The organism is Arthrobacter sp. ISL-48, from assembly GCF_018613805.1.
In the GTDB taxonomy this organism is placed as follows: domain Bacteria; phylum Actinomycetota; class Actinomycetes; order Actinomycetales; family Micrococcaceae; genus Arthrobacter.
Map to the genome: position 1 here is coordinate 13,616 of NZ_JAGGPL010000030.1, position 25,191 is coordinate 38,806.

The window sequence follows — 25,191 nt, forward strand, 5'->3', positions numbered from 1 at the left end:
CCACACACGAAGCGAAAACGGAGACAGCAATGCCAGTAAGCAACGTCCAGGACCGTGCAACGCAGACCGGGGTGAGCCCCGCCGACGTTCCGCAGGACCGCATCGAAAGGACCAGGGCCGCCGCGTACCGGATCCGGCACCACGCCCTGAACATGGGTGAGGTGCAGGGCCAGGGCTACGTGGGCCAGGCCCTCGGTGCAGCTGACATGCTGGCTACCGTCTACGGGGACCAGCTCCGGTTTCGGGCCGAGGACCCGCATTGGGAAGCCCGGGACCGGTTCCTGCTCTCCACCGGGCACTACGCCATCGGCCACTACGCGGCGCTGGCCGAAGCCGGCATCGTCCCGATCGAGGAACTCGAAACCTACGGGTCTGACGATTCCCGGTTGCCTATGTCCGGAATGTCCACCTACACGCCCGGCATGGAAATCTCCGGCGGCTCCCTCGGGCACGGCCTGAGCATCGCCGTCGGCATGGCCCTGGGCCTGCGGTACCAGGGCTCGGATTCGAGGGTGTTCAACTTCCTTTCCGACGGCGAACTGGACGAAGGCTCCACCTGGGAAGCAGCCATGGGCGCGCACCACCATCAGCTGGGCAACCTGACCGCTATGGTGGACATCAACGCCCTGCAGGCCGACGGCAAGACGGACACGGTACTCCGCACCGAACCGGTCACCGAAAAGTGGGAGTCCTTCGGCTGGTACACCCAGCGGGTGGACGGAAACGACGTCGGCGGGCTGCTGGCAGCGTTCGACAAGGCAGCCGCCCAGGCCGCCGCCGTCGGACGCCCCTCTGTCATCCTGTGCGACACGAAGGTAGGCCGAGGCGTACCACTGCTGGAAAACCGCGAAAAGGCGCACTTCATGCGCATCGAAGAACACGAATGGCAGACCTGCCGCGAACAGCTCACCGCCGGATACGAAGGAAAGGCTTCAGCATGAGCACCACCACCGAGGCCCCAGACACTACAACGGCCGCGAAGCCGAAGCTGAAGACCTCTGCCATGATCGCCTCATTCGCGGACGCCGGCCAGAAGACCAGCTCCGCGCCGTTCGGCCACGCGCTGGTGAAGGCCGCGCAGGAGAACGACAAGATCGTTGGCCTCACTGCGGACCTGGGCAAGTACACCGACATGCACATCTTCGCCAAGGCCTTCCCGGAGCGGTTCTTCCAGATGGGCATGGCCGAGCAGCTGCTCTTCGGCGCCGCGGCCGGTCTCGCCGAAACCGGACTGGTGCCGTTCGCGTCCACCTACTCGGTCTTCGCCGCCCGGCGCGCTTATGACTTCCTGTGCCTGGACGCCGCCGAGCCCAACCTGAACGTGAACATAGTTGGCGGCCTGCCGGGCCTGACCACCGGGTACGGCCCAAGCCACCAGGCAACCGAGGACATGGCGATCTTCCGCGGCATGCCCAACCTGACCATCGTGGACCCCTGCGACTCGATCGACATCGAACAGGCAGTCCCCCAGCTCGCAGCTTCCGAGGGACCCACCTACCTGCGCCTGCTCCGCGGCAACGTCCCCACCGTCCTTGACGAGTACGACTACACGTTCGAACTCGGCAAGGCCAAGGTGCTGCGCGGTGGGAACGACGTCGTGTTCATCTCCTCGGGCCTGATGACCATGCGCGCCCTCCAGGCAGCCAAGGCCCTCGCAGCGCACAACGTGGACGTCGCGGTCGTCCACACCCCCACCATCAAGCCGTTCGATGCCGCCACCGTCCTGGCCGAGATCAACACCGACCGGCTCGCCGTGACGCTGGAGAACCACTCCGTGGTAGGCGGGCTGTTTGAAACCGTCGCCTCCGCCGTCGTCACCGCCGGCCTGGGCAAGCGCGTGGTTCCCGTCGCCCTTCCCGACCAGTTCCTCGACGCCGGGGCCCTGCCCACCCTGCACGACCGCTACGGCCTGGCCGTAGACCGCATCGTGGCGAAAGTGCTCGCCGAACTCGTCTAATCGCAGCGTCAGCCAATGCAGAAAGCACGGCACCGGTCGATCCCGGTGTCGTGCTTTCTGCCGTACTATCGGAATAACAACCGAGTGTAAACAGTCGACTTACAACACTGAGGACAGACGCCATGGCCGGAATGACAGCACCCCTGCTGGGACTGCAAAAGAAAAGCCTGCGCGAGCAGGCGCTTTCGGCACTGAGGACCGCCATCACCAGCGGCGAACTGGCGCCGGGCCGGCACCTGGTGGAAACCGAGCTGTCCGAAATGCTGCAGATCAGCCGGGGAACCCTGCGCGAGGCGCTGCGCCAGCTTGAACAGGAAGGCCTGCTTTCCGCAGGGCCCCGCGGCCGGCTGTCCGTCCGGCACCTGGACGAGAAGGAAATCCGCGACATCTTCGCCGTCCGGGCCGCCCTCGAATCCCTGGCCGCGCGCACCCTTTGCGAGCTCCCGGACCGCGCCCATGCCATCGAATCCCTCCATAAGACCATTGACCTAATGGAGGCAGCCCAGGATGCGTCATTGGAGGAACGGATCGAATCTGACATGGAATTCCACCGGACTCTGTGCCACCTGACCGGCAATGAAACGCTGCTTCACTCCTGGCAGTCCCTGGAAGGCTCAATCCGGATGTCCATCATGTTCGGCGGCCTGGAAAAGGGCGTCAAGAACATGAGCGTTGACCGGCACCGTGACATCGTAGCGGCAATTGAAACCGGTGATGCGTCCCTCGCCCGCAAGACTATCCGCGCGCACATGGACACGGCAGCTGACAACCTGGTCGCCTGAGGGCTGACGCCTCCCCTGTCTTCAAACCAGAAGTCGATGGAAGCTGCGCGGGGTCAGTTCGAACGCTCACGAGGATTCGGTGCCATTGAAGCTCCTGTGCCAGCCAGTCGCAGGGTTAAGCCTTCATGGAGAGATGTCGGTGTGCGGAGTGGAAACTTGTTCTAGGACTTGCTGGGAGCACTCCTTGGCGGGCCAGGTGGTCAACGTGCCAGTTGGAGCGCACGATCAGCCCCCGGCCCAGAACGCACAAGCCCCCAGGACTTGGTCCAGAGTCCCGGGCCTCCAGGTGACGCCAAAATGTCAGGCTCGCTGTCGACCTTTCGAATATCCATGCTTCGTGTGAAGACTTGGCATGCACTCACGATTCGTCGAAGTGGTACACAGACTGACTGCTTTCCACACATTGGCGGAACGATGCGTGCTTTCAGTGTCGATTGTCCGAAACGGCGACAGAAAGTCCGACTCCTATGATGGACAGTCCGCCCATACGTCCGATCGTGGTCGTTCGTTCTGGAGATCTCGTCAGCCAGGTGCGGGCGCGCCCCTTCAAAGGCCAAACACACCAAGTATCAGCCGCAGCAATGGCAACGGAGCTTCGCTGGTTTTTCGCCGGCTGACAGTGAAAGCTAAGGGCCCTACCCGCACCTAGGGAGCAGTGACGTCCGTGCGGGTGGTGGCAATGGCGTGCGGGACCGCCAGCAGGGCTACCACGGCGAGGGCTCCTGCGGCCGCGAAGACATAGAACCCCCAAGGGTAGGCAATGCCTGCCGCAACCAGTCCGCCTGTCACGGCAGGTCCTGTAATGGCGCCAACACGGCCGACGCCGGCAGCAAATCCGAGGGCTGTTGCACGGAGGCGGGCCGGGAACAACTGGCTCACCCACGCGTAAACGAGCACCTGCGAGCTGAAGACGAATACTCCGGTGACGAAGACCAGGGCGTTAAGCAGGATGGGGTTGTCAACCTTGATGCTCAAGAGGGCAAGGAAGACTGCCGAAAGGCCGAACCACAGCAGCACGATGGGTTTGGTCCCGTGCTTGTCTGCCAGAATGCCGGCGATGATGAGGCCGGCAACGGCGCCAAGGTTCAGGACCAGGAGCAGGGAAAGCCCGGCGCTGACGGGATAACCAGCGGACGCCATGAGTTGCGGAAGCCAGGTGTTCAGGCCGTATACCAGCAGCAGCCCCATGAATGATGCCCCGGCGATCGCCGCTGCAACCAGCGGGTAGGGCTTCTGCACCAGGTTCCGGAATCCGGTCCGCTCCTCCTCTGTCCTGACGGCCTGTGCTGCCGGCAAGGTCTCCGGCAGTTTGAACCACAGGAACGGCAGGAGGACCAGGCCCGAAAGGCCTCCCACCACAAACATGATGCGCCAGTCGGGAATGACCATCAATGCCAGGAAGGCGGTGGCTACAGCGCCGGCGTGGTAGCCAGTCATCGTGCGGGTGGTTGACTTACCTGCGGACCCGGCCGGCGCGTAGTCGTTCATGTAGGCGAGGGCGGCCGGCAGGCACGCTCCAAGCCCAACCCCGGCCAGAAGCCGGAAAACACCGAACATTGCCACGTTGGGAGCCCAGACCACCGCGAGGGTGAAAAGCGAGAACCACAGCACGCAAGCGACCAGCAGTTTTCGGCGCCCGAAGCGGTCGGAGAGCGGGGCGATGAAGAGGGCCCCCAAGCCCACTCCCACCAGGGAAATTGTGGCGACGAATGTGGCACCCACCGCATCAAAGCCAAGCTCGCCGGTCTTGATCAGCGTCGGGATGACGGTGCCAAGCACCACCAGGTCAAAGCCGTCCAGGACCATAGCCAGCCAGCAGAGCCACACTGGCCACCGGGACGCTGGGGCGGAGGGAGAAGTTGTCATGGAATCCTCATTGATTAGGGACAAAAATAGAAGCACGAGCCATCGAGAGCGCTATCACAGGTACAAGTGACCCACAGCATGCAGTTCTGTCCATCAAGAATAGAGGATGTTCGCGAATCGGACCAATGTTCGAGATTCGAACTTTCCAAGAAACACGCACGCCTGGTATCAGCCCAGCTGTGGCCACTGAACTTCGCAGGGTTTTTCGCCGTATGACTCCGCCTGGCCAGCATCACTGCCAAGCCCTCGCCCTGCCCGAGCATGCGCTTCGGGAGCGCCGGCGGCTGGTCAGCCCTTGGCATCTCCCAGCGGGCGGCGGGCCAGCCAAGCAGCGACGATGGCGCCGGAAATGTTATGCCACAGCGAGAACACAGCCGACGGCAAGGCAGCCAGCGGGCTGAAGTGGGTGGTGGCCAAGGTGGCTGCAAGGCCGGAATTCTGCATGCCCACCTCGAAGGCCAAAGCACGGCGCGCCTTGCTGTCCAGCCTGCCAATCTTTCCGGCAAGGTAACCCAGTCCCAGTCCAAAACCGTTGTGCAGCACCACGGCCAGGAAGACGATGCCGCCTGCTGCCACGATCTTGCTAGCACTGCCGGCCACCACAATGGCCACGATCAGGGAAATCACGACGGCGGAGGCCCAAGGAAGGGCCGGCAGCACCTTCGCCACGAGCTTTTTGAGGAACAGGCGGGCCAGCAGGCCGGCGACCACCGGCAGGAGGACTGTCTTGGCGATGTCCAGGACCATGCCTGCGGCGTCGATCTGGAGGTAGGACCCGGCGAGGAACAGGACCAGCAAGGGGGTGACGATCGGGGCGATGAGCGTGGAAACGGTGGCGACTGCCACGGACAGGGCGACGTCGCCCTTGGCCAGGAAGGCCATCACGTTGGACGCAGTACCGGACGGCGCACACCCCACCAGGATCAGGCCTACGGCCAGTTCGGGTTCCAGGTTCAGCCCCATGGCGATGACCCAGCCGGCCCCGGGCATGATCACGTAGTGCGCCAGAATGCCCAGCGCCACCGCCCAGGGGCGCTTGGCCACTGCAGCAAAGTCGGGCGGAGTCAGGGTGAGGCCCATGCAGAACATGATGATCCCCAGCAGGTAGGGCACGCTCGGGGCCAGCGGCTTGAAGGCGCCGGGAAGCAGGAAGCCCACAATGCCAGCGGCAACCACCAGCAGCGGAAAAACGGTGACGGCGACGCGGGCGATCTTCGCTTCCGCGGCCAATGCCGGGTTTACGGGTGTTTCTGGAGGGGTGTTCTGGGGTTTCGTTGCCTCAAGCATCCAATCATGCTGGCACTACGTGGTATCTCAATTCCAGTTCGTGACCGGCGGTGGTAACAAGTGCTGAGAACCGGAGCGAGTTCTGGGGGCTTAACTCCCAGCCAGCTAACGACAGTCTTACGGGGCCGCCTTGAGTAAAGGCTATGGCGGTGGCGCCGGGCGGCCTGCAAGGAAATCCCAAGCTGCTGCGGTGGCATGAGGAGAAGCCCGCCCCTCACACCCTCTTGGCAATAGCCAGCTCCCTGGCCAGAAAATCCAGCGCCGGCTGCCCTGCACATGCTCCTGGGTCTACCGCTCCGAATTTCTAATCCGAATGCCGGGAACTAACCTCGCAATCAAACGGGCAGCAGCCCTGATTGGGTGAGTCAAAGGGGAGCCACAGTTGGAATAGGCCTCTTCCGGGCCAACCGCGAGAGCAAGACCGCAGGTCAGGTCTGCAGTTGATCCCCTGTCGGATTTCGAACCGATAACACGCCCCGAATCGCGGCTGGAATAAGACTGGACAGCGCCGTGCACGGCACTGAAACCGCACGTAAACGAAATGTCAGAGCCTCCTGTCGGATTCGAACCGACGACCCCCGCTTTAGGTCTGGACGCCCTCGGGCAGGCCTGGAAGGTGTCGTTTTGCCCAGAATCTAGAGGCTTCTGCGGTCAACCATGGTGCAACCGGCGGCCACGGCAGGGGCCACTTTACGGGTGGCCATCGCCAGCGGGAAGTTCCACGGTGTGATCAGCAGGCACGGGCCTACGGGTTTGTGTTGGACGAGGATCTTGTTTTTGCCCTCGGGCGTGGTGAGGTAGCGCCCGTAGTCCCGGACTGTTTCTTCGGAGAACCAGCGCAGGAACTCCGCCCCGTAGGTGACCTCGCCGCGGGCTTCAGCCAGGGGCTTGCCCATCTCCAGGGTCATCAGCAACGCGAAATCCTCCGCGCGCTCAGTGACCTGGTCAAAGGCGCGGCGCAGGATCTCGGCGCGCTCCCGAGGGGCCGTGCGGGCCCAGGACGCCTGGACTGCGTCGGCTGCGTCGAGCGCGGCAAGAGCATCCTCACTGGTGGCCGAGGCGAGGGTGGCGAGAACCTCCCCTGTAGCGGGGTCGTGGACGTCGAACGTGCTGCCGTCGGACGCGTCCCGCCACTGTCCGTTGATGAGCAGCCCGGTGGGCACGGACGCGAGGAGCTTTACTTCATGCTCGGTGGTCACGATCTCGGTGGTCATGGTTTTTCCTTCAGCCACTTGGGGGCTCCTTACAAAGGCTTGATGGATTGATCATTGCGCAGCGGCCCGAGTCCGGGGCAGCTGCGCAGGCGAAATCGCGGCGCCGCACACATCGTGCAATCCTGGCGGAACGAGCCACGGATAGTGCTGTTGGGCCCAGTTCCGGGTCCCAATGACATGGTGGTGCAGTTGCTTGATCAGGGCGTTAATGCTTGAGAAGGCTTGCTGGCCCCATAGCTTGGCTCAGCGTGACGGTCAGCTTCTGTCCAAGGTCCTCGTTGAATTCAAGGAGGTGGGCTTCGAGCAGCTTGTTTCTCACCTGGGGATAAAACGTCCGGCGTCGTCCGATGGAACCTGCCGCGACCCTGGACACACCGGAGGCGGTCCGGACCACCGCAGCCCATACTCCGTCCTCGATCTGGTCATCGAAGAGCTGGATGTTGGCGGTAGGGAACCCGAGGGTGTTGCCTCCTTCGTCGCCGTGTTCGGCGGTGCCTGAATCACCGTCATGATCCTGCTTCATGTTGGTCGGGCAGGACCGGGGCCGCCTCGAGTACCTGGTCCAGCCACGCCACCCTGTTGATGTATCGCCTGATCTTCGAAGGCGCCGCCCAGCGAAAAGTGTCGTGTTCGTCATTGATGGTCAGTCTGCGGCGTCGGGTGACGGCGGTGAAGGTGTGCACCAGCCATGGATTGCCGTGGTGGTCTGGCAGGAGAAGTGGCGCTCCCTGCCGGAAATCGATCAGGTCGTTCTCGGTCAGCCCTGTTTCCTCACGAAGTTCCGCAATGGCCTGCCCTTCAGGGGAGGTTCCAGGTTCGAGATATCCGGTGATGCAATGCCACCGTCCGCGGTCATGTCCGACGGACTGGCTTCGCTTGAAGAGGGCGATCCGTCCCCGCCACTCGAGGATCACGGCCACCACGGTGCGGGGCGGGTATTCTGCGGGTCTATATGCCTCTCCGTTTACCGGTAACAGCGTTGCGGAACTCATAGCGATCCTCGTCCGGCTCGGTAGTTGTGGGGCGGTTTCGTTGCTCCGTATGTCGGTGGCTATCCATGCCAGTTTGTGGACTGGCCAGGTGGCTCCCCGCCTGTCGGCGGGGAGCCACCTGTCCCTAGAGGGTTTGCCCGGCGCTGCTGCGGTCGAGCATTTTGTGTCCGGAGAGACGCGGGCGCCGGTGGGTGGCGAAGTAGACGCCGGCCGCGATGGCGGCTCCGACATAGTAGGAGAGGTCTCCTATTTGGGGGAACGCGGCTGCAATGGGGCCGGTGTAGATCGAGGACATCCAGAACGGAGATGAAAGGGCCACGCCTGCGGCCCATGCCACGAAGCCCCATTCAAACTTCCTGCTCTTGTCGAAAAGCTCGCGCAGGCCGCGTTCGGTGCGGCGTCCTCCGAAGAGGTAGTCGCACACGAGGACGGCTACGTAGGGGGCGATGCAGTAGGCGGTCAGGTTGAGGAATGCGGTGAAACCTGTGTTGAACCCTTCCTGGCCCCACAGTGCTACGAGGTATGAGGCGACACAGATGATCACGACGGCGGTGTGGCGCTTGACGGGCACGCCCATGGTCTGGATGGAAATTGCGCCGCCGTAGACGTTCAGAAAGTTTTGGGTGAAGGAGGACAGGGCGACGACGCCAAGTCCGACGGCGGCCCAGGGGCCCATGAGCTCCTTGAGGGCGCCGATGCTGTCGCTGGCGGTCGCGGTTGACCCGAGGACTGTGCCCAGAAGACCCATCCATACCATCGTTACGGCGTTGCCGAGCATGGTTGCCCATCCGGCGCCGCGGCGGTTTCCCGGCGTGTTGGGCAGATAGCGGGAGTAGTCCGATGCGAAGGGCATCCAGGCCACGATGAAGGAGAAGAACCAGCCGAAGAAGGTGATCCATCCGCCGATGCCGTCGAAGCCCTTTGCTGTTGGATTGAAGTCGTTGACGATGTGTCCGTTTGCGGCAGCAACTACGGTGATGAAGACGAAACCGATCACCAGGACGAAGGAGAGGATGCGCTGGAGGAAGTGGATCAGGTTGTACCCGATGACTGCTACGCCAAGCTGGATACCCATGAGGACGAGCGCCGAGAGCCAAAATGGTATGTCGGTCAGCAATGCGATGGCCTTGCCGCCCAGGATGACAGTCACTGCTGCCCAGCCGATGCCGGCGAAGACGTTCACATATGCCACCGGGAACAGGTTACCGATGAACCCTAGAGGTCCTCGGCCCTGCATTTGCTGGGGTACGCCCAGCCGGACGCCCATGGCGGACAGGTACCCCATTCCGGCCGAGGAAGTAACGCCGGCGAGGGCGATCGCCAAAGCAGCGGCCCAGAAAGGGAGTCCGAAGTAGGTGGCGCTGAAGCCGAGAACGACGATGGGGAAGTTCATGCCGGCCGCGAACCAGAGGAAAAACTGCGAACGCGGCTTGCCATGGCGTTCAACGTCGGGGATGTGCTCGATGCCGTACGGCTCGATCTTGGTGAGGCTGTCGCGATAGCCGCGATCTACGGCGATGCTGTCTTCTGAGACGGTACTCATGGTGTCTGGGCTCATTTTTTGTCCTATTGTGGGATGCGCACCTTGGTGCGCTGCTTGAGAGCAGGTTGTGTCGGTGCGGCTGGTTTCCTGTGCGAGGCTTATCAGCCGTGCCGGCACTTAGAGTTCGGCGAGATTTCCGCCGTCGTAGAACCGTCCGGCCTTGTAGACCATCGGTGCCGTGTTGTCGATCTCGGCGTGCCGAACCCGACAGATGAAGACGGTGTGGGTCTTCGCTTGAAATCGTTCCTGAATTTCGGCTTCGAGGGATGCGGCCGAGCCGTCCAGAAGGGGGCTGCCGTTCGGACCCTCATGCCACTCGAGCTCCGCAAACTTGTCCGGGGCCTTGGAAGCGAAGACACCCACCGTGTCCCGCTGGCCCGTTCCCAGGATGTTGATGCCCAGATGGCTCGATGAGAAGAGCGCCGGGTAGGTGCTGGAGGTCTTCTGGACGCATACGAGCACGAGGGGTGGCTCGATGGAGACGGAGCAGTACGAGTTCGCTGCCAGTCCTTTGGGGGTTTCGCCTTCCTTGGTGGTGACCACCGTGACGCCCGTGATGAACTGGCGGTTGAACGCCTTCATCAGATCTGCGTCGAGCTCGGGGACGGCGCGGTCTCCAATTTCCGGCGCGGCGATCCCGCGCAGGGGGCGAATCCCGAGGCTTGCCAGCAGCTCACTGCCATCCCACGTCACGGTCTCTTTCGTGATCTTCCCGTCCTTGAGGATCAGGATGTTCGAGCCCCTGGTCTGAACGGTAAGTCCTGTTGCCGGGACACCGAGGTATTCGTGGGTGTGGGTGCCAGTGGACGTCCAGAAGACGGCCACCGTTTCCGAACCTTCGACGATGTCATCGACGGTCGTGCGCAGGTCCGGGAATGCTACCCGCACCGCGGCGATCTCGGCTTTTAGACCGGCGATGTCGACGGTTGCGCCTGTCGCCTTACTGCTACGCGTGTAGCCAGCCGCCAGGAGGCCGTCGAGAGCAGTGAAGTCACCCTTGTCCCAAGCAGCGAGCCAGGCTGACGTGATCAGCGTTTCGAGTATCTGTTGCATACCAATGACGGTAAGGCAGGTCACATGACCGCGTCAACAGAAACTTAGAAAAACCCTGTAAACATTGGAAATTCCGGTGTTTCGAAAAGGTAACCTCCGGCTCTTGACGCGCTTCTTGCATGCAACATAGGCTGTTAAGCATGCAAGATGAAATGGTGCTGAGTGTTGAAGCGGCCGAGCGGAACGGGCTCCTCGAAAAGATCAGGAGGCTCGTCCTGGGCGGCGACTTCCCGCCGGGGGCGGTTTTGCCGGAGGCTTTCCTTGCCCAGGAGTTCGAAGTCAGCCGCACTCCGGTACGGGAAGCCCTCAAGCAGCTTCAGAATGAGGGGCTGGTGGAGATACGTCCGAAGGTGGGAACCTTCGTCCGCGAGCCGACCCGCAGGGAGATTATCGAGCTGTTCCAGGTCAAGGAGTCCCTTGAGGGACTTGCAGTGTCGCTGCTCGCCCGCCGCGGCGCGACAGCGGAATTGTCTGCGCTCCGCCTGAACCTCGAGGACTCCGAGGCCGCGGTCCTCACGAATGACAGCGAGGCCTACGCCCGGCTGGTACATGAGTTTCACTGGACCATCGTCAGGGGCTCGGACAACCTCAAACTTGTTGAGCACTATGAACGGCTCATGAACCAGCTCGCGTACCAGCGGCTGGTCCTGCGCACCGTTGAACACCCGGGCAGGCTCGCAGCCTCCACCCGGGAACACCGCGCGGTCCTCGAAATGATCGAGCACAAAGACCCCTTCGGCGCAGAAACCGCCATGAGGAACCACGTCCATGCCTCATCCCGAGAGGCTCTCACCGATCCGGTGCAGTCGCTCCGGAACTGAACCACCCACGAAAGGATGCCATGCGCTTCTCTATTTGCCGTGCCCTCGCCAACTACTGCACCCACCTGAAGAGCACCCGCGAACACGCGAAGGCGGTCGGGGACTACCGGTTTACAAACCAGGCCGCCCCGGCCGGGACCAAATAATGAACGACCAGGGACTGGGCATCCGCAAGATCGTCTATTACAGCGAAGAGATACTGCTCGAAAACGGCATCTCCCCCGCCGCCCCGGCAGTCCGTGCAACGGCGGCTGCAGTCGTAGCCAACCCCTGGTTGGGTGGAAAGGTTACCGATGACCTGAACGAGGAAGTCATCCGGCTGGCCCCGGTGCTGGCACGCAAACTCACCGACGTGCTAGCGAAGGAGCTCGGAGGTGTGGACGCAATTCAAGCCTTCGGCAAGGCAGCGATAGTGGGCACCGACGGCGAGATTGAACACGGCGCGGCCCTCATCCACACACCGTTCTTCGGCAACCTCGTCCGGGAATATTTCGACGGTGAATCCATCATCTGCTTCGCCGACGACCGAGCCGACGCCGGCGCATCACTCGTCGTACCCCTCTGGCACAAGAACGCCGCCGCCACCCGCACGCACTACCAAACCATTACCACCCGGATCAGCGACGCGCCCCGGCCCGGAGAGATCGTCGTCGTCCTCGGCGCATCAACCGGACCCCGCCCCCACTCACGCATCGGGGACCGGCTCACCGACCCCGTCGTCAAAGCAGACATCATAGGAGAACTAGTTTCATGAGCATTCGAAAAATCGTCACCCTAACCGAAGACATCCTGATCGAAGGCGGACGGGACGTCACGCCCAACGCGCGGGTCGCCGTCGTCGCAGCCATTATCAAGAACCCCTGGGCTGGCCAGGGTTTCGTAGAGGACCTATCAGCGGGAATCGACGGAAACGCCTCCGAAATCGGCGCCACGCTCGCCCCCCGCGTGCTCGAAGCCCTCGGCGCCCCCGCCGAAGCGTACGGCAAAGCCGCCATCGTCGGCCTGAACGGAGAAATCGAACACGGGTCCGGGCTCATCCACACCCTTGCCTTTGGAAACCACTTCCGCGACGCCGCCAACGCCACCACTCTGTTGCCTGCCGTGGAAAAACGCGGGCCGGCCGGTGTTGTGTTCGACATTCCGCTCAAGCACATCACCGACGCGACCATCCGTTCCCACCACCAGAGCATCGAGGTGCGGATCAATGACGCGCCGCACGCCGACGAGATCGTGATCGCCCTGGCCGCCGCAGCCCAGGGACGCCCCCAGCAGCGGCTCGCCGCGTTCAGCACCGAAACGAAGTAGGAGACTGCCCTCGTGAGCCGCCCCCGCATCGCACTCATTCACGGAGTCGGCCTCGACGGATCGATGTGGGGGCCGCTCCGTGAATTCCTCGAACCCGAATACGACGTTCAGGTCCTCGAACTCCTCGGCCACGGAAACCGCGGACACATTGCGCCCGAGGGGGTGTCACTTGAAGAGCTCGCCACGGACGTCGCAGAGCACCTGGAACCGGGCACTCATGTCGTGGGCTTCTCACTCGGCGCCCTCGTCGCGCAACACCTGGCGCGATTCCGGCCCGACTTGGTGGCCTCCCTGGTTTCCGTCGCCTCGGTATGTGAACGTACATCCCAGGAACACGCCGCGGTGATGATTCGCCTGGCCGCAGCGGCATCTGACTTTCCCGCCACGGTGGAGGCGTCAATCATGCGGTGGTACCCCAAAGGGTCCTCTGTTCCGGGCGAATTGATCCAGGCCACGAGGGAAGTACTGCTTCGCAACGACCCCCAATCCTTCCTGGCCTGCTATCGCGTCTTCGCAACCGCAGACGCGGAAATCGCCCCTGAACTCCCCCGGATTACCGTTCCGTCCCATGCCGTGACCGGAGAACTGGACCAGGGCTCAACGCCGGAGATGAGCGCCCGGCTCGCCGCGGCCATCCCCGGCTGCACTTACTCCGTCATCAGCGGGGCCCGCCACATGATGCCGGTCGAACAGCCCCACCAGCTCGCCAACACCCTCACTGCTTTCGTCAAGGAGCATTCACATGTCCACTGATCGCCGCTACGAGCACTTCATCAACGGGGAATGGGTTGCCCCGTCTTCCGGGCAATACTTCGAGAGCACCAACCCGGCCACGCTCGACGTTCTGTACCGTGCGGCGCGCGGCAATGACGCCGACATGGAGCGGGCCGTGTCAGCCGCTTCTGCAGCCTTCCAAAACCCCGCATGGCGCGACCTCAGCCAAACAAAACGCGGGCACCTGCTGCGCCGCCTCGGTGACCTGGTCGGAGAACACGCGGACGAACTCGCTCGCATGGAATCCGAAGACAATGGCAAGCTTCTGCGGGAAATGCGCGCCCAGCTCGCAGCGATGCCCGAGTACTACTACTACTACGCCGGGCTGGCGGACAAAATCCAGGGCGACACCATCCCGGGCTCCAGCCGCGCAATGCTGAACTACACCCTGCGCGAACCCCTCGGCGTCGTGGGAGCCATCACGCCCTGGAACTCGCCGCTGACGCTGACCACCAGCAAGCTCGCCCCCGCCCTCGCCACGGGCAATACCATCGTGATCAAACCGTCCGAATACACTTCAGCCACTGTCCTGCGCCTGGCATCGCTGGCCGACGAAGCCGGATTCCCGCGCGGTGTCGTCAATGTCGTCACCGGCTTCGGCGCAGAAGCCGGAGCCGCGCTGGTCGAGGACCCCCGGCTCGCCAAAATCTCGTTCACTGGCAGCACCGCCACCGGTGCCCGCATCGCCTCCTCAACCGCTTCCCGCTTCATCGGTTCGACGCTGGAACTGGGCGGCAAGTCCCCGAACATTGTCTTCGCCGACGCCGACGTGGCAAATGCGTCCATGGGAGTGGTGGCCGGCATCTTTGCCGCGGCCGGTCAGACCTGCATTGCAGGCAGCCGCGTGTTTGCCCACAAGTCCGTCTACGACGAACTGCTTGAGCGTGTCGCTAATCGTGCCCGCAGCATCGTCATTGGAGACCCGCTCCTTGACGCAACGGAACTCGGGCCCCTGGCCTTCCAGGACCAGCGGGACAAGGTGGCCAGTTATGTTGACCTTGGCGTCTCCGAAGGTGCCACCGTTCTGACCGGCGGCGGCCGTCCAAATACCGGCCTCAACGGCTACTTCTTCGAGCCCACCGTACTCACCGACGTCAACAACTCCATGCGGGTGGTCAGGGAGGAGATATTCGGCCCCGTCGCTGCGATCATGCCCTTTGAAACAGAGGAAGAAGTCCTCGCCCTGGCCAACGACACTAGCTACGGACTGGCCGCAGGGATCTGGACCACCAACCTCTCCCGGGCGCACCGCATGGCCAGCCGACTCGAGGCCGGGACCATCTGGGTCAATACTTACCGCACCATGTCTCCCCAGTCACCGCGCGAAGGCTTCAAAACCAGCGGAGTCGGCGTCGAACACGGCATCGAAAGCATCCGCGAATACACCAGACTCAAAAGCATCTGGATCAACACCGACGAATCCCCCATCGCCGACCCCTTCATCATGAGGAGCTGAACACCTTGCCACTTATCGAAGTCTCGATTGCCCGGGGCCGGACCCCCGAGCAGCTCCGCTCCCTCATCGGCGCGCTTCACCGGGCAGCCGAAACCTCCGTGGGCGCGGCACCGGAAAACACCACTGTCATCATCCGGGAAATTGAACACGAACACTGGTCCCGCGGCGACCAGAGCATCGCCGAACGCAATGCAGCAGCCCAGGAAACAACAGCCATCAACGAGGCGTCGGCGGACACCGCCGCAGAATCAAGGAGTCACTAATGCGCTTTTCCCTCTTCGCCCACATGGAGCGCTGGGACGAGACCGTCTCGCACCAAGAATGCTTCGAGAACTTAACGGAACTCACGCTCATCGCGGAAGCCGGCGGGTTCAGCACCGTCTGGATTGGTGAACACCACTCGATGGAGTACACCATCTCCCCCAGCCCCATGCCCCAGCTTGCCTACCTGGCAGCACGCACATCGCGCATCCGGTTGGGTGCCGGAACAATCATCGCCCCCTTCTGGAACCCGCTCCGCGTAGCCGGGGAAACGGCGCTCCTGGATGTCATCAGCAACGGCCGCATGGAAGTGGGACTGGCCCGCGGCGCCTACCAGTTCGAGTTCGACCGCCTCATGGGCGGCATGTCTGCAGTTGATGGCGGCAAGCACCTGCGCGAGCTCGTCCCGGCCGTGCGCGCGCTCTGGGAAGGCGACTACGCGCACGACGGCGAGGTGTGGCAATTCCCAACCTCCACCAGCGTCCCCAAGCCACTGCAGAAGCCGACCCCACCCATGTGGATCGCCGCCCGGGACATCTCCTCGCACGAGTTCGCCGTCGCCAATGGCTGCAACGTGATGGTCACGCCGCTCATGAAGGGCGACGAGGAGGTCGAAGACCTTGCGCGCAAGTTCGACACCGCGGTGGAGAACAACCCCGGCGTCCCCCGCCCGGACCTCATGGTGCTCCGCCACACGCATGTCCACGCCGCAGACGAGCCCGAGGGATGGCGGCGTCCGGCCGAGGGCATCCAAAAGTTCTACCGCACCTTTGATGCCTGGTTCGGAAACAAGACCACTCCCAAGAACGGTTTCCTCGAGCCCAGCCCCGAGGAGAAGTTCGCCGACCGCTCGGAGTTCACGCCAGAATCCCTCCACCAGACGGCGATGATCGGGACACCTGAAGAGGTCATCCAGCGGCTTCGCCACTACGAGGCGCTCGGCGTCGACGAGTTCAGCCTCTGGGCCGACAACAGCCTGACCCACGAGGAAAAGAAACGCTCGCTCGAACTCTTCATCAAGCACGTCATCCCGGCCTTCCAGGAGCAGACGGCTACTGCGGCACGCTGATGTCAATCGGTGCCGGGGTCCGGGCCGGAGCCAATCGGCTCCGGCCCGGGGCCCGGCACTCCTCTTGCCCCGGCTTAACAGATGTGGCAGACGCCCTCATGTCTATGGAGCGGACGCACGCCTGCGGGCCCTCCGCCGCCTCCGTACGATAGCTCCCGCCGCACACCCAGGACATCGGCGGCACCATCGGTATCAGCCGCGGTCTGGTAACCCAAGGCATAAACAAGCTCAAGGGCGTCGGCGTTGTAACGGCAGAGCCGTGGCACCAAAGTATCGTGGCACAGCAGCGCCCCGGCGCCCTTGATGGCAAGGCGAACCTGCGTCTTGATGTTTTTGGGGAATTGTGTGGGCGCGCATGCTCGAAGAAGGAACTCCGACGGCTTTATTTGGCCGATATAGCCAGGAAGCGGATGGGCAGGTCCAGCAGTTCCAGCGGGCCGTGGGGTCCTTCGCCGTCGAGAAGCAGTGAGTCCCCCGCCTCCATGGTGTATTCGTAGGCTCCGTGGCCATAAATCATCTTGCCGGAGAGCATGTAGATGAATTCGGTTCCGGGATGCTGGAACAGCGGGAAAACGTCGGAGGCGTCTGTCAGCGTGACCAGCGTGGGCTCGAGGGCATCCGTGCGGCCCTTAAGGGTCCCGAGGACACGGTATTCGTGCCCGTGCTGGGTACCGCTGCGCACGGTCAGGCTGCCCTGGCCGTTCTTGGTGAAGGTCGCGTCCCGGTCGGTGTCCGCACCACGGAACAGGGCCGTGACCGGTATTTTCAGCCCGTCAGCCAGTCGCTGCAGCGTGGTCAGCGAACACGAGGTGCTCGCCGACTCAATTTTGGAGATCATCGCCTTGGACAGTCCCGTCCGTGCTGCAAGTTCGGCCGCCGAGAGCCTCTGGGCCGTCCGGTAGCGGCGCAGCTGCCCCGCAATAACGCGTTCGAGTTTCCCTGCCACCGCGTCTGCTGCTGCATCTACTGACACGTCCGTCTCCCCGCCAGTCTGATTGGTCATCCAGCCATCATAGGCAGGGCCACAGCCTCTATCCGGTCATGCGAGACTCACCCAGCAGACCCTCGAGAACGTCCGCCAAGGCCTTGGCCCCTGCCTCAGCATCGTGGTCCTCCACCAGTTCCTCCGGCGAATGCGAGATCCCGGTGGGGTTCCTAACGAACAGCATGGCCGTGGGGATGTGGACTGCCAGCACTCCGGCGTCGTGGCCTGCGCCTGTGTCCAGGACGGGTGCTCCCGGGATCAGGGCCTGGAGCTGGTCTCGGAGCCCGGAGTCGAAGTGGACTGTGGGACTCACAGATTCAACGTCGAACGTGACAGTGCAGCGCTCCTCGGCAGCAATGACCTGGGCATTGAGATGAATGGATTCCACCAGGGCGGCGGTGACTTCGTCCCGGGGGTGCCTGACGTCGATCCACATATCAACCCGGGAGGCGATGACGTTGGTTCCCCCGGGTACGGGCTGCAACCGGCCCACGGTCGCGCGGGCATCCTTGTAGTTCCTGGCCGTATCCCGTATGCCGATCATGATCTTGGCTGCGGCAATCATCGGATCTTTCCGGTCCTTCATCAGGGTGGTTCCGGCGTGGTTGCCCTGGCCGCGTACTGAGAGCTTCCACCGGCCGTGGCCCAGGATGGAGGAGCCGATGGCCACCGGCCTGCGAAGATCGATCAAGCCCCTGCCCTGTTCAACGTGGAGTTCAACGAACAAGCCCAGCCGCTGGAGGGTTTTGTGGTCGGCGCCGATGAACCGGGGGTCTTGCCCGTTGGCCGCGGCCACGTCAGCATAGGTGTTGCCGTCCGCGTCTTTGAGGTTGCGGGCTTTGTTTGGGTCCAGCGCGCCGGTGAGCAGGCGCGAACCCAGGCAGGCGACGCCGAAGCGGGAGCCTTCCTCTTCCGGGAAGACGGCGATTGCCAGCGGCCTCCGGGGGCGGATGCCGCGGTTTTTCAGGATGTCGACGGCGACCAGCGCGGAGGCTACACCCAGGGGGCCGTCGTACTCGCCGCCGCCGGGAACAGAATCGAGGTGGCTGCCGGTGACGACGGCGTCCCTGCGTGTGCCGGTGGCGGTGTCCCACCAGGCCCAGATGATTCCGTTGTTGTCGGTGGTGACGTCCAGCCCGCGCCCGCCGGCCTGCTCGATGAACCAGCTTCGCAGGTCGGTTTCGGCGGTCGAGAAGACCGGGCGGGAGTATCCGCCGCGGCGCGTGTCTGTTCCGACGCTGGAAATGTCCCGCAGGAGACCGGCGACGGTGCCGGTTGCCGGTTTAGTCGCGGAGGAAGTCACGGGACGGTCCGTTCTGTAGGTCTGGTTGAGCGCACGGGCCAGCGGATGCTGACTGGTCATCTGGTGCTGATCCGGGCGGTTGCCTGGCGGAACCGGGCGGGGACATCGCCGGTGCCTATTGCCAGGCCGGCCGCCCACTGCCCGATCAGCGGCGCGAACTTCGCACCGTGCCCCGAGCACGGGGACAGCACTGTCAGGTTGCCCGCCCGGTCGATGACGAAGTCCTCGGTGGGCGTATTCGTGAACAGGCACGTGGCCTCGGCGTATGGCTCCGGGTCAAGGCCGGGAAGGTACTTTCGGACATAATCCACCACCCGCCCCCGGTTCTCCGGATCCACAAGGCCGGTTTGGGCGGCGGCTGAGGGGATGAACTTTCCGCCGTTGTATTCGGCGACTTTCTGCCCGGCGAAGCCGGCATCCCGTCCTCCAGGCAGGCCGTAGGTCTGGATGGCCGAGCTCTTATGGATGAACGTGGGCCACGGCTTTTCGTCACGGTACCGGAAGTGGTAGGCCTGCTCCTGCCGGACCGTGATCTCCGGGAGTCCGGCAAGGAACCCGGCCGGGAGCGACAACTCCCCCAGCAGCGAAGGCAGCCAGCCGCCAGCGCTGACAATGACGTTCCCGGCGTCGATGCGCTCCCCTGCCGCGGAAACTACACGGTAGCCCGCACCCGTCTTTTCCGCCCCCGTAACGTTCCAGCCGGTCAGCAACCTGGCGCCATGCTGCACTGCTAGGTCGATCATGGCTTTGACCGAGCTCTCGGCGTCAATCACGCCGGCGCCGGGGTGCCAGAGCACCGGAGTATCGAAATGGATCTGGGGCCAGCGTGATCGGGCCTGGGCCGCGCTGAGAAGTTCGTGCTCAATGCCGGCACCTGCCAGGACCCGGGCCAGGTGCTCCGGGTCCCTTTCGGGACCGTAATCCACCGCGCCGGCAGGGGTGATCAGTTCCAGGCCGCTGGCCCGGTCGAGTTCATCCCACAACGCTTTCGACTCGAGAACGGCACGGGTATAGAAGCCGTCCGGATAGGCGTACCGGAAGATCCGGGCCGAACCGTGCGAACTGCCGTCGTGGCTTGCCGGGACCGTGCGCTCCAGGATCGTGACGTCATGGCCCTGGGAGGCGAGCTGCCAAGCGGTGGCGGCGCCGGCCAGTCCGGCGCCAACCACAACATATTCCGAGGATTCCGCCATTACATGGCTCCGGGGATCCAGGACGTGCCGGCCAGCGGGACGCGGGCCATGGCTGAGGCTTCGATGGTCAGTGCCACGAGGTCCTCCGGCTCGAGGTTGTGCAGGTGCGACTTTCCGCAGGCCCGGGCGATGGTCTGGGCTTCCATGGTGAGGACGCGCAGGTAGTTGGCGAGGCGCTTGCCGGCGGCTACCGGGTCCAGCCGGGAGGAGAGTTCCGGGTCCTGGGTGGTGATGCCGGCCGGGTCGCGGCCGTCCTGGAAATCGTCGTAGAACCCGGCTGCGGAACCCAGGGCTGCGTATTCGGCGGCGTAGCGGGGGTCGTTGTCGCCCAGGGCGATCAGGGCCGCGGTGCCGATGGCGACGGCGTCCGCGCCCAGGGCCATGGCCTTGGCGACGTCGGCGCCGGTGCGGATGCCGCCGGAGACAATGAGCTGGACCTTGCGGTGGACCCCGAGTTCCTGCAGCGCCTGGACGGCCTGCGGGATGGCGGCGAGCGTTGGGATGCCGACGTTTTCGATGAAGACCTGCTGTGTCGCGGCGGTGCCGCCCTGCATCCCGTCCACCACCACCACGTCCGCGCCGGACTTCACCGCAAGGGCGGTGTCGTAGTACGGGCGGGAGGCACCGATCTTGACGTAGATGGGCGTCTTCCAGTCGGTGATTTCACGCAGTTCCCCGATCTTGATTTCCAGGTCGTCCGGGCCCGTCCAGTCCGGGTGCCGGCTGGCGGACCGCTGGTCGATCCCGACCGGAAGCGTGCGCATTCCGGCGACGCGTTCGGTGATTTTCTGGCCCAGGAGCATGCCGCCGCCGCCGGGCTTGGCGCCCTGGCCGAGCACAATCTCAATCGCATCGGCCTTGCGCAGGTCATCCGGATTCATGCCATACCGGGACGGGAGGTACTGGTAGACGAGGTGCTTGGACTGGCCGCGCTCCTCAGGCGTCATGCCGCCGTCGCCCGTGGTGGTGGAGGTCCCCACCTCTGACGCGCCGCGGCCCAGCGCCTCTTTCGCGTTGGCGGACAGGGCGCCGAAGCTCATCCCGGCGATGGTCACCGGCGTCTGCAGGTGCAGTGGCCTGCTCGCGTGCCGGTCGCCGAGGACGACGTCGGTATCGCACTTTTCGCGGTAGCCCTCCAGCGGGTAGCGGGACATGGAGGCGCCGAGGAACAGCAGGTCGTCAAAGTGCGGGACCTTGCGCTTGGCGCCCCAGCCGCGGATGTCGTAGACACCGGTGGCGGCGGCGCGCTGGATGTCCGCGATGGTGGCCCGGTCAAACGTTGCCGATTCGCGCAGGCCCAGCTCAGCGATGTCCTGGGGACGGTCCTGGGCGGCGGGGAGAGCCGAGTCCTGGGGCAGTGAGATGATGGTCATGGGAGTGTCCTTAGTACGACGTCGAGTTGTGGACGCTGAAGTGGTAGAGGTTCCGCGCCGATCCGTAGCGCTTGAAGTCCGCGGGGTTGTCGGCGCGTCCGGCGGCGGCCAGCAGCCCGCCGAGCTCGTCGAGGTGTTCAAGCTTCATGGGCTTTTCGATGCAGTCCGCGCCCAGCGAAGCGACCGTTCCCTTGACGTAGATCCGGGCTTCGTAGATGGAGTCGCCGAGGGCATCCCCGGCGTCGCCGCAGACCACGAGCCGGCCGGCCTGGGCCATAAAGGCCGACATGTGGCCGATGTTCCCGCCCACCACTATGTCCACGCCCTTCATCGAGATGCCGCACCTGGCGCCTGCGTTTCCGTCGATGACCACGAGGCCGCCGTGGCCGGTGGCCGCTGCGGACTGGGACGCGTCGCCCTTCACATGGACCCTGCCGGACATGATGTTTTCGGCGAGGCCGACGCCGGCATTGCCGTTGATGGTCACGTCGCCTTTTTGGTGCATCCCGGCTGCGTAGTAGCCGGTGTGGCCTTCGATGGTCACTGTGACGTCCGCGTTGATGCCGACGGCAAGGCTGTGCTTGCCGCCCGGGTTCTCGACAGTCCATGACTGTCCGTCTTCGGCGTGGTGGAGGGCCTGGTTCAGGTCCCGGACCGGGCTGTCAGCAAGATCAACCGAAGTGGCGCTTTCGCTTTTCGTGTTGGCTGTCGTGGTGTCGGCGGCTGTCAGAGTGACCATGTGTAGACCTTTCCGGGTTCCGGTTCAAAGATGCGGGCGTTTTCGATGCCGGGCAGGGCCGCCAGGGCACGGTATTCCGAGGCCATGGCCACGTAATCGACGGTTTCGGCGATGATGGCGGGCTTGCACGCGATCGGATCGCGGACCACGGCCATGCTGTCGGCGGTGGTGACCACCAGGGTGTAGAAACCGTCGAAGACCTTGCCCAGGTTGGTCAGTGCCGTTTCCAGGTCATCGCCCTGCTGCAGGCGGGAGGCGATGTAGCGTGCCGCGACTTCGGTGTCGTTGTCGGAGTCGAACACCACACCTTCGCGCTTGAGTTCCCGGCGGATGGTGGCGTGGTTGGAGAACGAACCGTTGTGGACCAGGCACAGGTCGTCAGCGACGGAGAAGGGGTGGGACCCTCCGGCGGTGACGGCGGACTCGGTGGCCATTCGGGTGTGGGACAGGCCCTGGCTGCCGGCCATGGCCTCCAGCCCGTGCTCGGCCGCGATCTCCATCGGGTGGCCCACGCTCTTCATAACGGCCACGTGCTCGCCGCGGCCGATGATCGTAGAGGCCGGGAGGGTTTCGCTGACCGCTTTAACCAGCAGGTCGGTGTCGACGGCGGCGCTCACCAGGGTGGTGTCCCCGACCACCTTCACGGCTGTTGAAGCGGAGGCGGGCAGCAGGGTTTCCAGCGCTGCCGTGATGGCATCGACCGGCGTGCCCTGGTCTTTGCCCAAAAGACTGAGGGTGGATGTGCCTTTTGAGACGAGTCCCGGGGTGTTGTAGACGGCGAGGCCGGCGGAGTCCGGTCCGCGGTCCACAATCTGGCACATCATGGAGGACAGGAGGCTGCCCAGCTCGGCGTGCAATGAGGGGTTGCGCAGCTGCAGCGCAGCAATTCCGCACATTTGGTGTCCTTTACTTGGGGGGAGTTATCAAATCGAGGTGAGATAGGTGCGGATTTCCCAGTCGCTGACCTGGTTGTGCCAAGTCAGGAACTCTTCTTCCTTGGCGTCCGCGTAGTATTTTCCGATCGCCTCGTCGCCGCTGAGGCTGGAGAGGATAACGGGGTCCTTGCGCAGTGCTTCCACGGCGTGGAGCAGGGTGGCGGGCAGCCGGTGGGCGTCCGGATTCGCCTCCCCGGGACCGGAAGGCAGCCCTGGATCAGAGGAGTTTTCCACGCCGTCCAAGCCTGCGGAAATGGCGGTGGCAATGGCGAGGTACGGGTTGGCGGAGCCGTCCCCGGAACGGAGTTCGATCCGTTTGTCGTCGGGGACGCGGATCATGTGGGTGCGGTCATTTCCGCCAAACGAGGCTTTACGCGGAGACCACGTGGCGCCCGAGGAGCTGGTGGTCGCGCCCGACCGTTTGTACGAGTTGACGGTGGGGGCGAGGAACGCCTGCAGCGCCGGGGCATGGTTCAGGAGGCCGCCTATGAATGAGTAGGCGAGCCCTGAGAGCCCCAGGCCGCGTTCGCCGTCGTCGCCCGGGAACAGTGCCTCTGCGCCGGACCACAGCGACAGGTGGAAGTGGAGGCCGGTGCCCGTTCTGTCGGTGAAGGGCTTGGGCATAAACGTGGCGGTCATGCCGCGCTGTTCGGCGAGGATGTTCAGGATGTAGCGGAGGGTGACCACCCGGTCGGCGGTGGTGAGGGCGTCGGCGTAGTTGAAGTTCTGCTCGAACTGGCCAGCGGCGTCCTCGTGGTCGTTGGCGTAATTGCCCCAGCCCAGGCCGTTCATCGCCTCCGAGATGGAGGTGAGGTGTTCGTACATGCGGGTGACGCCGCGGGCGTCGTAGCAGGGGCGTGGCGAGTCATCACGGGCGTCCGCGGTGCTCAGCGAGCCGTCAGGGTTCTTGTTGACCAGGAAGTACTCCACTTCGGCCCCGACCTTGGCCTGCATGCCATGCTCACCCAGCCGGGCGAGAGTGTTCTTAAGGATCACCCTGGGTGCGTAGGGCCAGGGATTTCCGTCCACGTGGGGGTCACAGTGGACGATCGCCAGCCCTTCTTTGATGAACGGCACGGGCGTGAATGATGTGAGGTCGGGGACGGCGATGAGGTCGGAATCCTGCGGCTTCTGCCCGATCAGCCCGGCGGCGTACCCGGCGAAACCCATCGCGCCGGCCTCGAGCTCGTCTGCGGCTTCGACCGGAACCAACTTCGCGCAGGGCTTGCCTGTCATGTCCACGAACGTGGCCAACAGGAATCGCACGTCGTGGGCCTTCGCGATGTCCGCAAGGGAAATCTGTCCGGCTTCGGCCGGCACCGATTGCTCGGCGAGTACTTCAGGGGTTGCGACACTGGTCATCGGAACTGTCCTGTTCAATTGGTGTTACCTAGTGGGAAACGGCGTTGAACCACAGTAGCCAAAATAATGTTACAGGCGCGCACCCCGCGTGTTAAATCGACATGACGGGCTCGATGGTGAGCGTATTCGGCCTTCCTCTCGTCCAACTGGAGTAGCGCCTGAAAGGCAGCTCATGGTAACTGGGGCGCCAAGAGAGGAAGGCAGGATGGCAGGGGCACATTTCCGTTGCGTCTTCGGAAATTGCTCGTGGACAGGAGTGCCTGCGGTGCCGGGGTAGCCGGATTCGTCGAGTCCCGATGACCTGGCGGTGGCCAGGGGTTCGTCCAAGTCCGGTTAGCGCACACCCCAACCGGACGTCAGGCTGCCACTCGAACACCGTCAAGATGGGGTCCAGAAGGCGTTTCCTGCAGCCTTCTGATGAACGGTCTTGGATTCCAATCTGACAGATGGCATGCGGAACCTCACCTTGTAGCGGGTACACCCTGCCCGGCTGGGATTGGCTGGATTGATCCATTTGTCTACGGCAAACTTGAGGACATCAGAGTTTCGCGTAACTGTGCAGGCACTGTCTGGGGGGTGGGTGCCTTCACTGCGTTCTACTGCGAGTCTGCCCTTCACTGGCTCGTTGGTGGCTGTGCCGGTAAGGGACGCGGCGAGCGCCTGGTGATGGGTTACGGAGCCATACACAGCTGCTGAGCTGCTTTCGGCGACCTTTCAGGCTGGTTATCGGTGTCGAAAAGTCGGCACCAAAACTAGGGGCGCGAAAATGGCAGCGGATCCGACTTGGTTAAGGTGCCAAGTTCGCGCGGAACTGTTTTGGGTTCGCGCCCCCACCCGTAGGGGTGGTGTCGTGAGGCCTATGGACAGCAGATGAAGATGCCTTCAGCTACGCCGCCGACGCTGATTAGGGTTAGTAAAGGG

General features: G+C 63.8%; 24 protein-coding genes and 1 pseudogene. 11 read left to right on the forward strand and 14 right to left on the reverse strand.

Translation table 11 applies throughout. The annotated features are described in order from the left end of the window. The first annotated feature begins 29 nt into the window (after positions 1 to 29). The 3 genes from J7E83_RS20310 (at position 30) to J7E83_RS20320 (ending at position 2,739) form a co-directional block, all read left to right on the forward strand. On the forward strand, positions 30 to 941 hold the full coding sequence (locus tag J7E83_RS20310) for a transketolase (RefSeq protein WP_214965865.1): 912 nt from the start codon (positions 30 to 32) through the stop codon (positions 939 to 941). After that, positions 938 to 1,957, forward strand: coding sequence for a transketolase family protein (locus tag J7E83_RS20315; RefSeq protein ID WP_214965866.1), 1,020 nt, complete (start codon positions 938 to 940; stop codon positions 1,955 to 1,957). The genes J7E83_RS20310 and J7E83_RS20315 overlap by 4 nt, the downstream gene beginning before the upstream one ends. Before the next feature lie 122 nt (positions 1,958 to 2,079). After that, the gene (locus J7E83_RS20320) at positions 2,080 to 2,739 is read left to right on the forward strand and encodes a GntR family transcriptional regulator (RefSeq protein ID WP_214965867.1); all 660 of its coding nucleotides are present in this window, start codon (positions 2,080 to 2,082) and stop codon (positions 2,737 to 2,739) included. Positions 2,740 to 3,384: 645 nt separating this feature from the next. Here J7E83_RS20320 and J7E83_RS20325 read toward each other — a convergent pair. From J7E83_RS20325 to J7E83_RS20355, 7 genes and pseudogenes are all read right to left on the reverse strand, one after another. Then, a complete protein-coding gene (locus tag J7E83_RS20325; protein WP_214965868.1) occupies positions 3,385 to 4,605 on the reverse strand; it encodes an aromatic acid/H+ symport family MFS transporter in 1,221 nt (406 codons plus the stop codon). A gap of 288 nt (positions 4,606 to 4,893) precedes the next feature. Next, positions 4,894 to 5,892 carry a bile acid:sodium symporter family protein gene (locus J7E83_RS20330; protein WP_214965870.1) on the reverse strand — a complete coding sequence of 333 codons (999 nt, stop codon included), beginning with the start codon at positions 5,890 to 5,892 and terminating at the stop codon, positions 4,894 to 4,896. Between the two features lie 653 nt (positions 5,893 to 6,545). Continuing rightward, positions 6,546 to 7,106: pseudogene (locus J7E83_RS20335) on the reverse strand (aldehyde dehydrogenase family protein); the annotation flags it as partial. A 205-nt stretch (positions 7,107 to 7,311) separates the two neighbouring features. Next, on the reverse strand, positions 7,312 to 7,629 hold the full coding sequence (locus tag J7E83_RS20340; RefSeq protein WP_214965872.1) for a riboflavin kinase: 318 nt from the start codon (positions 7,627 to 7,629) through the stop codon (positions 7,312 to 7,314). Then, positions 7,613 to 8,098 (reverse strand): NUDIX domain-containing protein, encoded by a 486-nt coding sequence (locus J7E83_RS20345; RefSeq protein WP_214965874.1) that lies wholly within the window; start codon positions 8,096 to 8,098, stop codon positions 7,613 to 7,615. The genes J7E83_RS20340 and J7E83_RS20345 overlap by 17 nt, the downstream gene beginning before the upstream one ends. Positions 8,099 to 8,222: 124 nt before the next feature. After that, a complete protein-coding gene (locus tag J7E83_RS20350; RefSeq protein WP_251044243.1) occupies positions 8,223 to 9,641 on the reverse strand; it encodes a cytosine permease in 1,419 nt (472 codons plus the stop codon). A gap of 117 nt (positions 9,642 to 9,758) precedes the next feature. Further along, the gene (locus J7E83_RS20355; RefSeq protein WP_214965879.1) at positions 9,759 to 10,694 is read right to left on the reverse strand and encodes a flavin reductase; all 936 of its coding nucleotides are present in this window, start codon (positions 10,692 to 10,694) and stop codon (positions 9,759 to 9,761) included. 140 nt (positions 10,695 to 10,834) lie between these two features. Here J7E83_RS20355 and J7E83_RS20360 point away from each other — a divergent pair, with 140 nt between their 5' ends. Genes J7E83_RS20360 through J7E83_RS20390 form a run of 8 tightly spaced genes read left to right on the forward strand, consistent with a single transcriptional unit; the run spans position 10,835 to position 16,380 of the window. Continuing rightward, the gene (locus J7E83_RS20360) at positions 10,835 to 11,515 is read left to right on the forward strand and encodes a GntR family transcriptional regulator (protein ID WP_214965881.1); all 681 of its coding nucleotides are present in this window, start codon (positions 10,835 to 10,837) and stop codon (positions 11,513 to 11,515) included. Between the two features lie 20 nt (positions 11,516 to 11,535). Continuing rightward, positions 11,536 to 11,661, forward strand: a complete 126-nt coding sequence (locus J7E83_RS21465) for a hypothetical protein (RefSeq protein WP_285289385.1) — start codon at positions 11,536 to 11,538, stop codon at positions 11,659 to 11,661. Then, positions 11,661 to 12,269, forward strand: a complete 609-nt coding sequence (locus tag J7E83_RS20365; RefSeq protein ID WP_214965883.1) for an amino acid synthesis family protein — start codon at positions 11,661 to 11,663, stop codon at positions 12,267 to 12,269. The genes J7E83_RS21465 and J7E83_RS20365 overlap by 1 nt, the downstream gene beginning before the upstream one ends. Next, on the forward strand, positions 12,266 to 12,820 hold the full coding sequence (locus J7E83_RS20370; RefSeq protein WP_214965885.1) for an amino acid synthesis family protein: 555 nt from the start codon (positions 12,266 to 12,268) through the stop codon (positions 12,818 to 12,820). The genes J7E83_RS20365 and J7E83_RS20370 overlap by 4 nt, the downstream gene beginning before the upstream one ends. Positions 12,821 to 12,832: 12 nt before the next feature. Then, positions 12,833 to 13,573 (forward strand): alpha/beta fold hydrolase, encoded by a 741-nt coding sequence (locus J7E83_RS20375; protein WP_311379839.1) that lies wholly within the window; start codon positions 12,833 to 12,835, stop codon positions 13,571 to 13,573. Next, on the forward strand, positions 13,563 to 15,050 hold the full coding sequence (locus J7E83_RS20380; RefSeq protein ID WP_214965887.1) for an aldehyde dehydrogenase: 1,488 nt from the start codon (positions 13,563 to 13,565) through the stop codon (positions 15,048 to 15,050). The genes J7E83_RS20375 and J7E83_RS20380 overlap by 11 nt, the downstream gene beginning before the upstream one ends. Next, entirely contained in the window at positions 15,047 to 15,313 is a 267-nt protein-coding gene (locus J7E83_RS20385; protein WP_251044253.1) for a tautomerase family protein, read from the forward strand. The genes J7E83_RS20380 and J7E83_RS20385 overlap by 4 nt, the downstream gene beginning before the upstream one ends. After that, a complete protein-coding gene (locus J7E83_RS20390; protein WP_214965891.1) occupies positions 15,313 to 16,380 on the forward strand; it encodes an LLM class flavin-dependent oxidoreductase in 1,068 nt (355 codons plus the stop codon). Before J7E83_RS20385 ends, J7E83_RS20390 begins: the two co-directional genes overlap by 1 nt. Positions 16,381 to 16,762: 382 nt before the next feature. Here J7E83_RS20390 and J7E83_RS20395 read toward each other — a convergent pair whose 3' ends face one another. The 7 genes from J7E83_RS20395 to glnT are packed head-to-tail and all read right to left on the reverse strand — an operon-like array spanning position 16,763 to position 24,270. Next, positions 16,763 to 17,383: an XRE family transcriptional regulator gene (locus J7E83_RS20395; RefSeq protein ID WP_214965893.1), complete on the reverse strand. Its 621-nt coding sequence runs from the start codon at positions 17,381 to 17,383 to the stop codon at positions 16,763 to 16,765. 28 nt (positions 17,384 to 17,411) lie between these two features. Continuing rightward, the gene (locus J7E83_RS20400) at positions 17,412 to 18,728 is read right to left on the reverse strand and encodes an allantoate amidohydrolase (RefSeq protein ID WP_214965895.1); all 1,317 of its coding nucleotides are present in this window, start codon (positions 18,726 to 18,728) and stop codon (positions 17,412 to 17,414) included. Then, on the reverse strand, positions 18,725 to 19,861 hold the full coding sequence (locus tag J7E83_RS20405; protein WP_214965897.1) for an FAD-dependent oxidoreductase: 1,137 nt from the start codon (positions 19,859 to 19,861) through the stop codon (positions 18,725 to 18,727). The genes J7E83_RS20400 and J7E83_RS20405 overlap by 4 nt, the downstream gene beginning before the upstream one ends. Beyond that, entirely contained in the window at positions 19,861 to 21,234 is a 1,374-nt protein-coding gene (locus tag J7E83_RS20410) for an FMN-binding glutamate synthase family protein (RefSeq protein WP_214965899.1), read from the reverse strand. The genes J7E83_RS20405 and J7E83_RS20410 overlap by 1 nt, the downstream gene beginning before the upstream one ends. A gap of 10 nt (positions 21,235 to 21,244) precedes the next feature. Then, entirely contained in the window at positions 21,245 to 21,973 is a 729-nt protein-coding gene (locus tag J7E83_RS20415) for a protein glxC (RefSeq protein WP_214965901.1), read from the reverse strand. Then, on the reverse strand, positions 21,961 to 22,869 hold the full coding sequence (locus J7E83_RS20420) for a glutamine amidotransferase (protein WP_214965903.1): 909 nt from the start codon (positions 22,867 to 22,869) through the stop codon (positions 21,961 to 21,963). The genes J7E83_RS20415 and J7E83_RS20420 overlap by 13 nt, the downstream gene beginning before the upstream one ends. Before the next feature lie 27 nt (positions 22,870 to 22,896). Next, complete coding sequence (glnT, locus tag J7E83_RS20425) at positions 22,897 to 24,270, reverse strand: type III glutamate--ammonia ligase (RefSeq protein WP_214965905.1); 1,374 nt, start codon at positions 24,268 to 24,270, stop codon at positions 22,897 to 22,899. Positions 24,271 to 25,191: the final 921 nt, after the last annotated feature.

Coding starts and splice junctions, on each gene's coding strand:
- J7E83_RS20320 (WP_214965867.1), top strand. CDS start 2,080: ATGGCCGGAATGACAGCACCCCTGCTGGGACTGCAAAAGAAAAGCCTG.
- J7E83_RS20380 (WP_214965887.1), top strand. CDS start 13,563: ATGTCCACTGATCGCCGCTACGAGCACTTCATCAACGGGGAATGGGTT.
- J7E83_RS20315 (WP_214965866.1), top strand. CDS start 938: ATGAGCACCACCACCGAGGCCCCAGACACTACAACGGCCGCGAAGCCG.
- glnT (WP_214965905.1), bottom strand. CDS start 24,270: ATGACCAGTGTCGCAACCCCTGAAGTACTCGCCGAGCAATCGGTGCCG.
- J7E83_RS20400 (WP_214965895.1), bottom strand. CDS start 18,728: ATGACCAGTCAGCATCCGCTGGCCCGTGCGCTCAACCAGACCTACAGA.
- J7E83_RS20395 (WP_214965893.1), bottom strand. CDS start 17,383: ATGACCAATCAGACTGGCGGGGAGACGGACGTGTCAGTAGATGCAGCA.
- J7E83_RS20365 (WP_214965883.1), top strand. CDS start 11,661: ATGAACGACCAGGGACTGGGCATCCGCAAGATCGTCTATTACAGCGAA.
- J7E83_RS20325 (WP_214965868.1), bottom strand. CDS start 4,605: ATGACAACTTCTCCCTCCGCCCCAGCGTCCCGGTGGCCAGTGTGGCTC.
- J7E83_RS20355 (WP_214965879.1), bottom strand. CDS start 10,694: ATGCAACAGATACTCGAAACGCTGATCACGTCAGCCTGGCTCGCTGCT.
- J7E83_RS20340 (WP_214965872.1), bottom strand. CDS start 7,629: ATGAAGCAGGATCATGACGGTGATTCAGGCACCGCCGAACACGGCGAC.
- J7E83_RS20370 (WP_214965885.1), top strand. CDS start 12,266: ATGAGCATTCGAAAAATCGTCACCCTAACCGAAGACATCCTGATCGAA.
- J7E83_RS21465 (WP_285289385.1), top strand. CDS start 11,536: ATGCGCTTCTCTATTTGCCGTGCCCTCGCCAACTACTGCACCCACCTG.
- J7E83_RS20415 (WP_214965901.1), bottom strand. CDS start 21,973: ATGGTCACTCTGACAGCCGCCGACACCACGACAGCCAACACGAAAAGC.
- J7E83_RS20345 (WP_214965874.1), bottom strand. CDS start 8,098: ATGAGTTCCGCAACGCTGTTACCGGTAAACGGAGAGGCATATAGACCC.
- J7E83_RS20390 (WP_214965891.1), top strand. CDS start 15,313: ATGCGCTTTTCCCTCTTCGCCCACATGGAGCGCTGGGACGAGACCGTC.
- J7E83_RS20405 (WP_214965897.1), bottom strand. CDS start 19,861: ATGGCGGAATCCTCGGAATATGTTGTGGTTGGCGCCGGACTGGCCGGC.
- J7E83_RS20410 (WP_214965899.1), bottom strand. CDS start 21,234: ATGACCATCATCTCACTGCCCCAGGACTCGGCTCTCCCCGCCGCCCAG.
- J7E83_RS20360 (WP_214965881.1), top strand. CDS start 10,835: ATGCAAGATGAAATGGTGCTGAGTGTTGAAGCGGCCGAGCGGAACGGG.
- J7E83_RS20420 (WP_214965903.1), bottom strand. CDS start 22,869: ATGTGCGGAATTGCTGCGCTGCAGCTGCGCAACCCCTCATTGCACGCC.
- J7E83_RS20330 (WP_214965870.1), bottom strand. CDS start 5,892: ATGCTTGAGGCAACGAAACCCCAGAACACCCCTCCAGAAACACCCGTA.
- J7E83_RS20310 (WP_214965865.1), top strand. CDS start 30: ATGCCAGTAAGCAACGTCCAGGACCGTGCAACGCAGACCGGGGTGAGC.
- J7E83_RS20350 (WP_251044243.1), bottom strand. CDS start 9,641: ATGAGTACCGTCTCAGAAGACAGCATCGCCGTAGATCGCGGCTATCGC.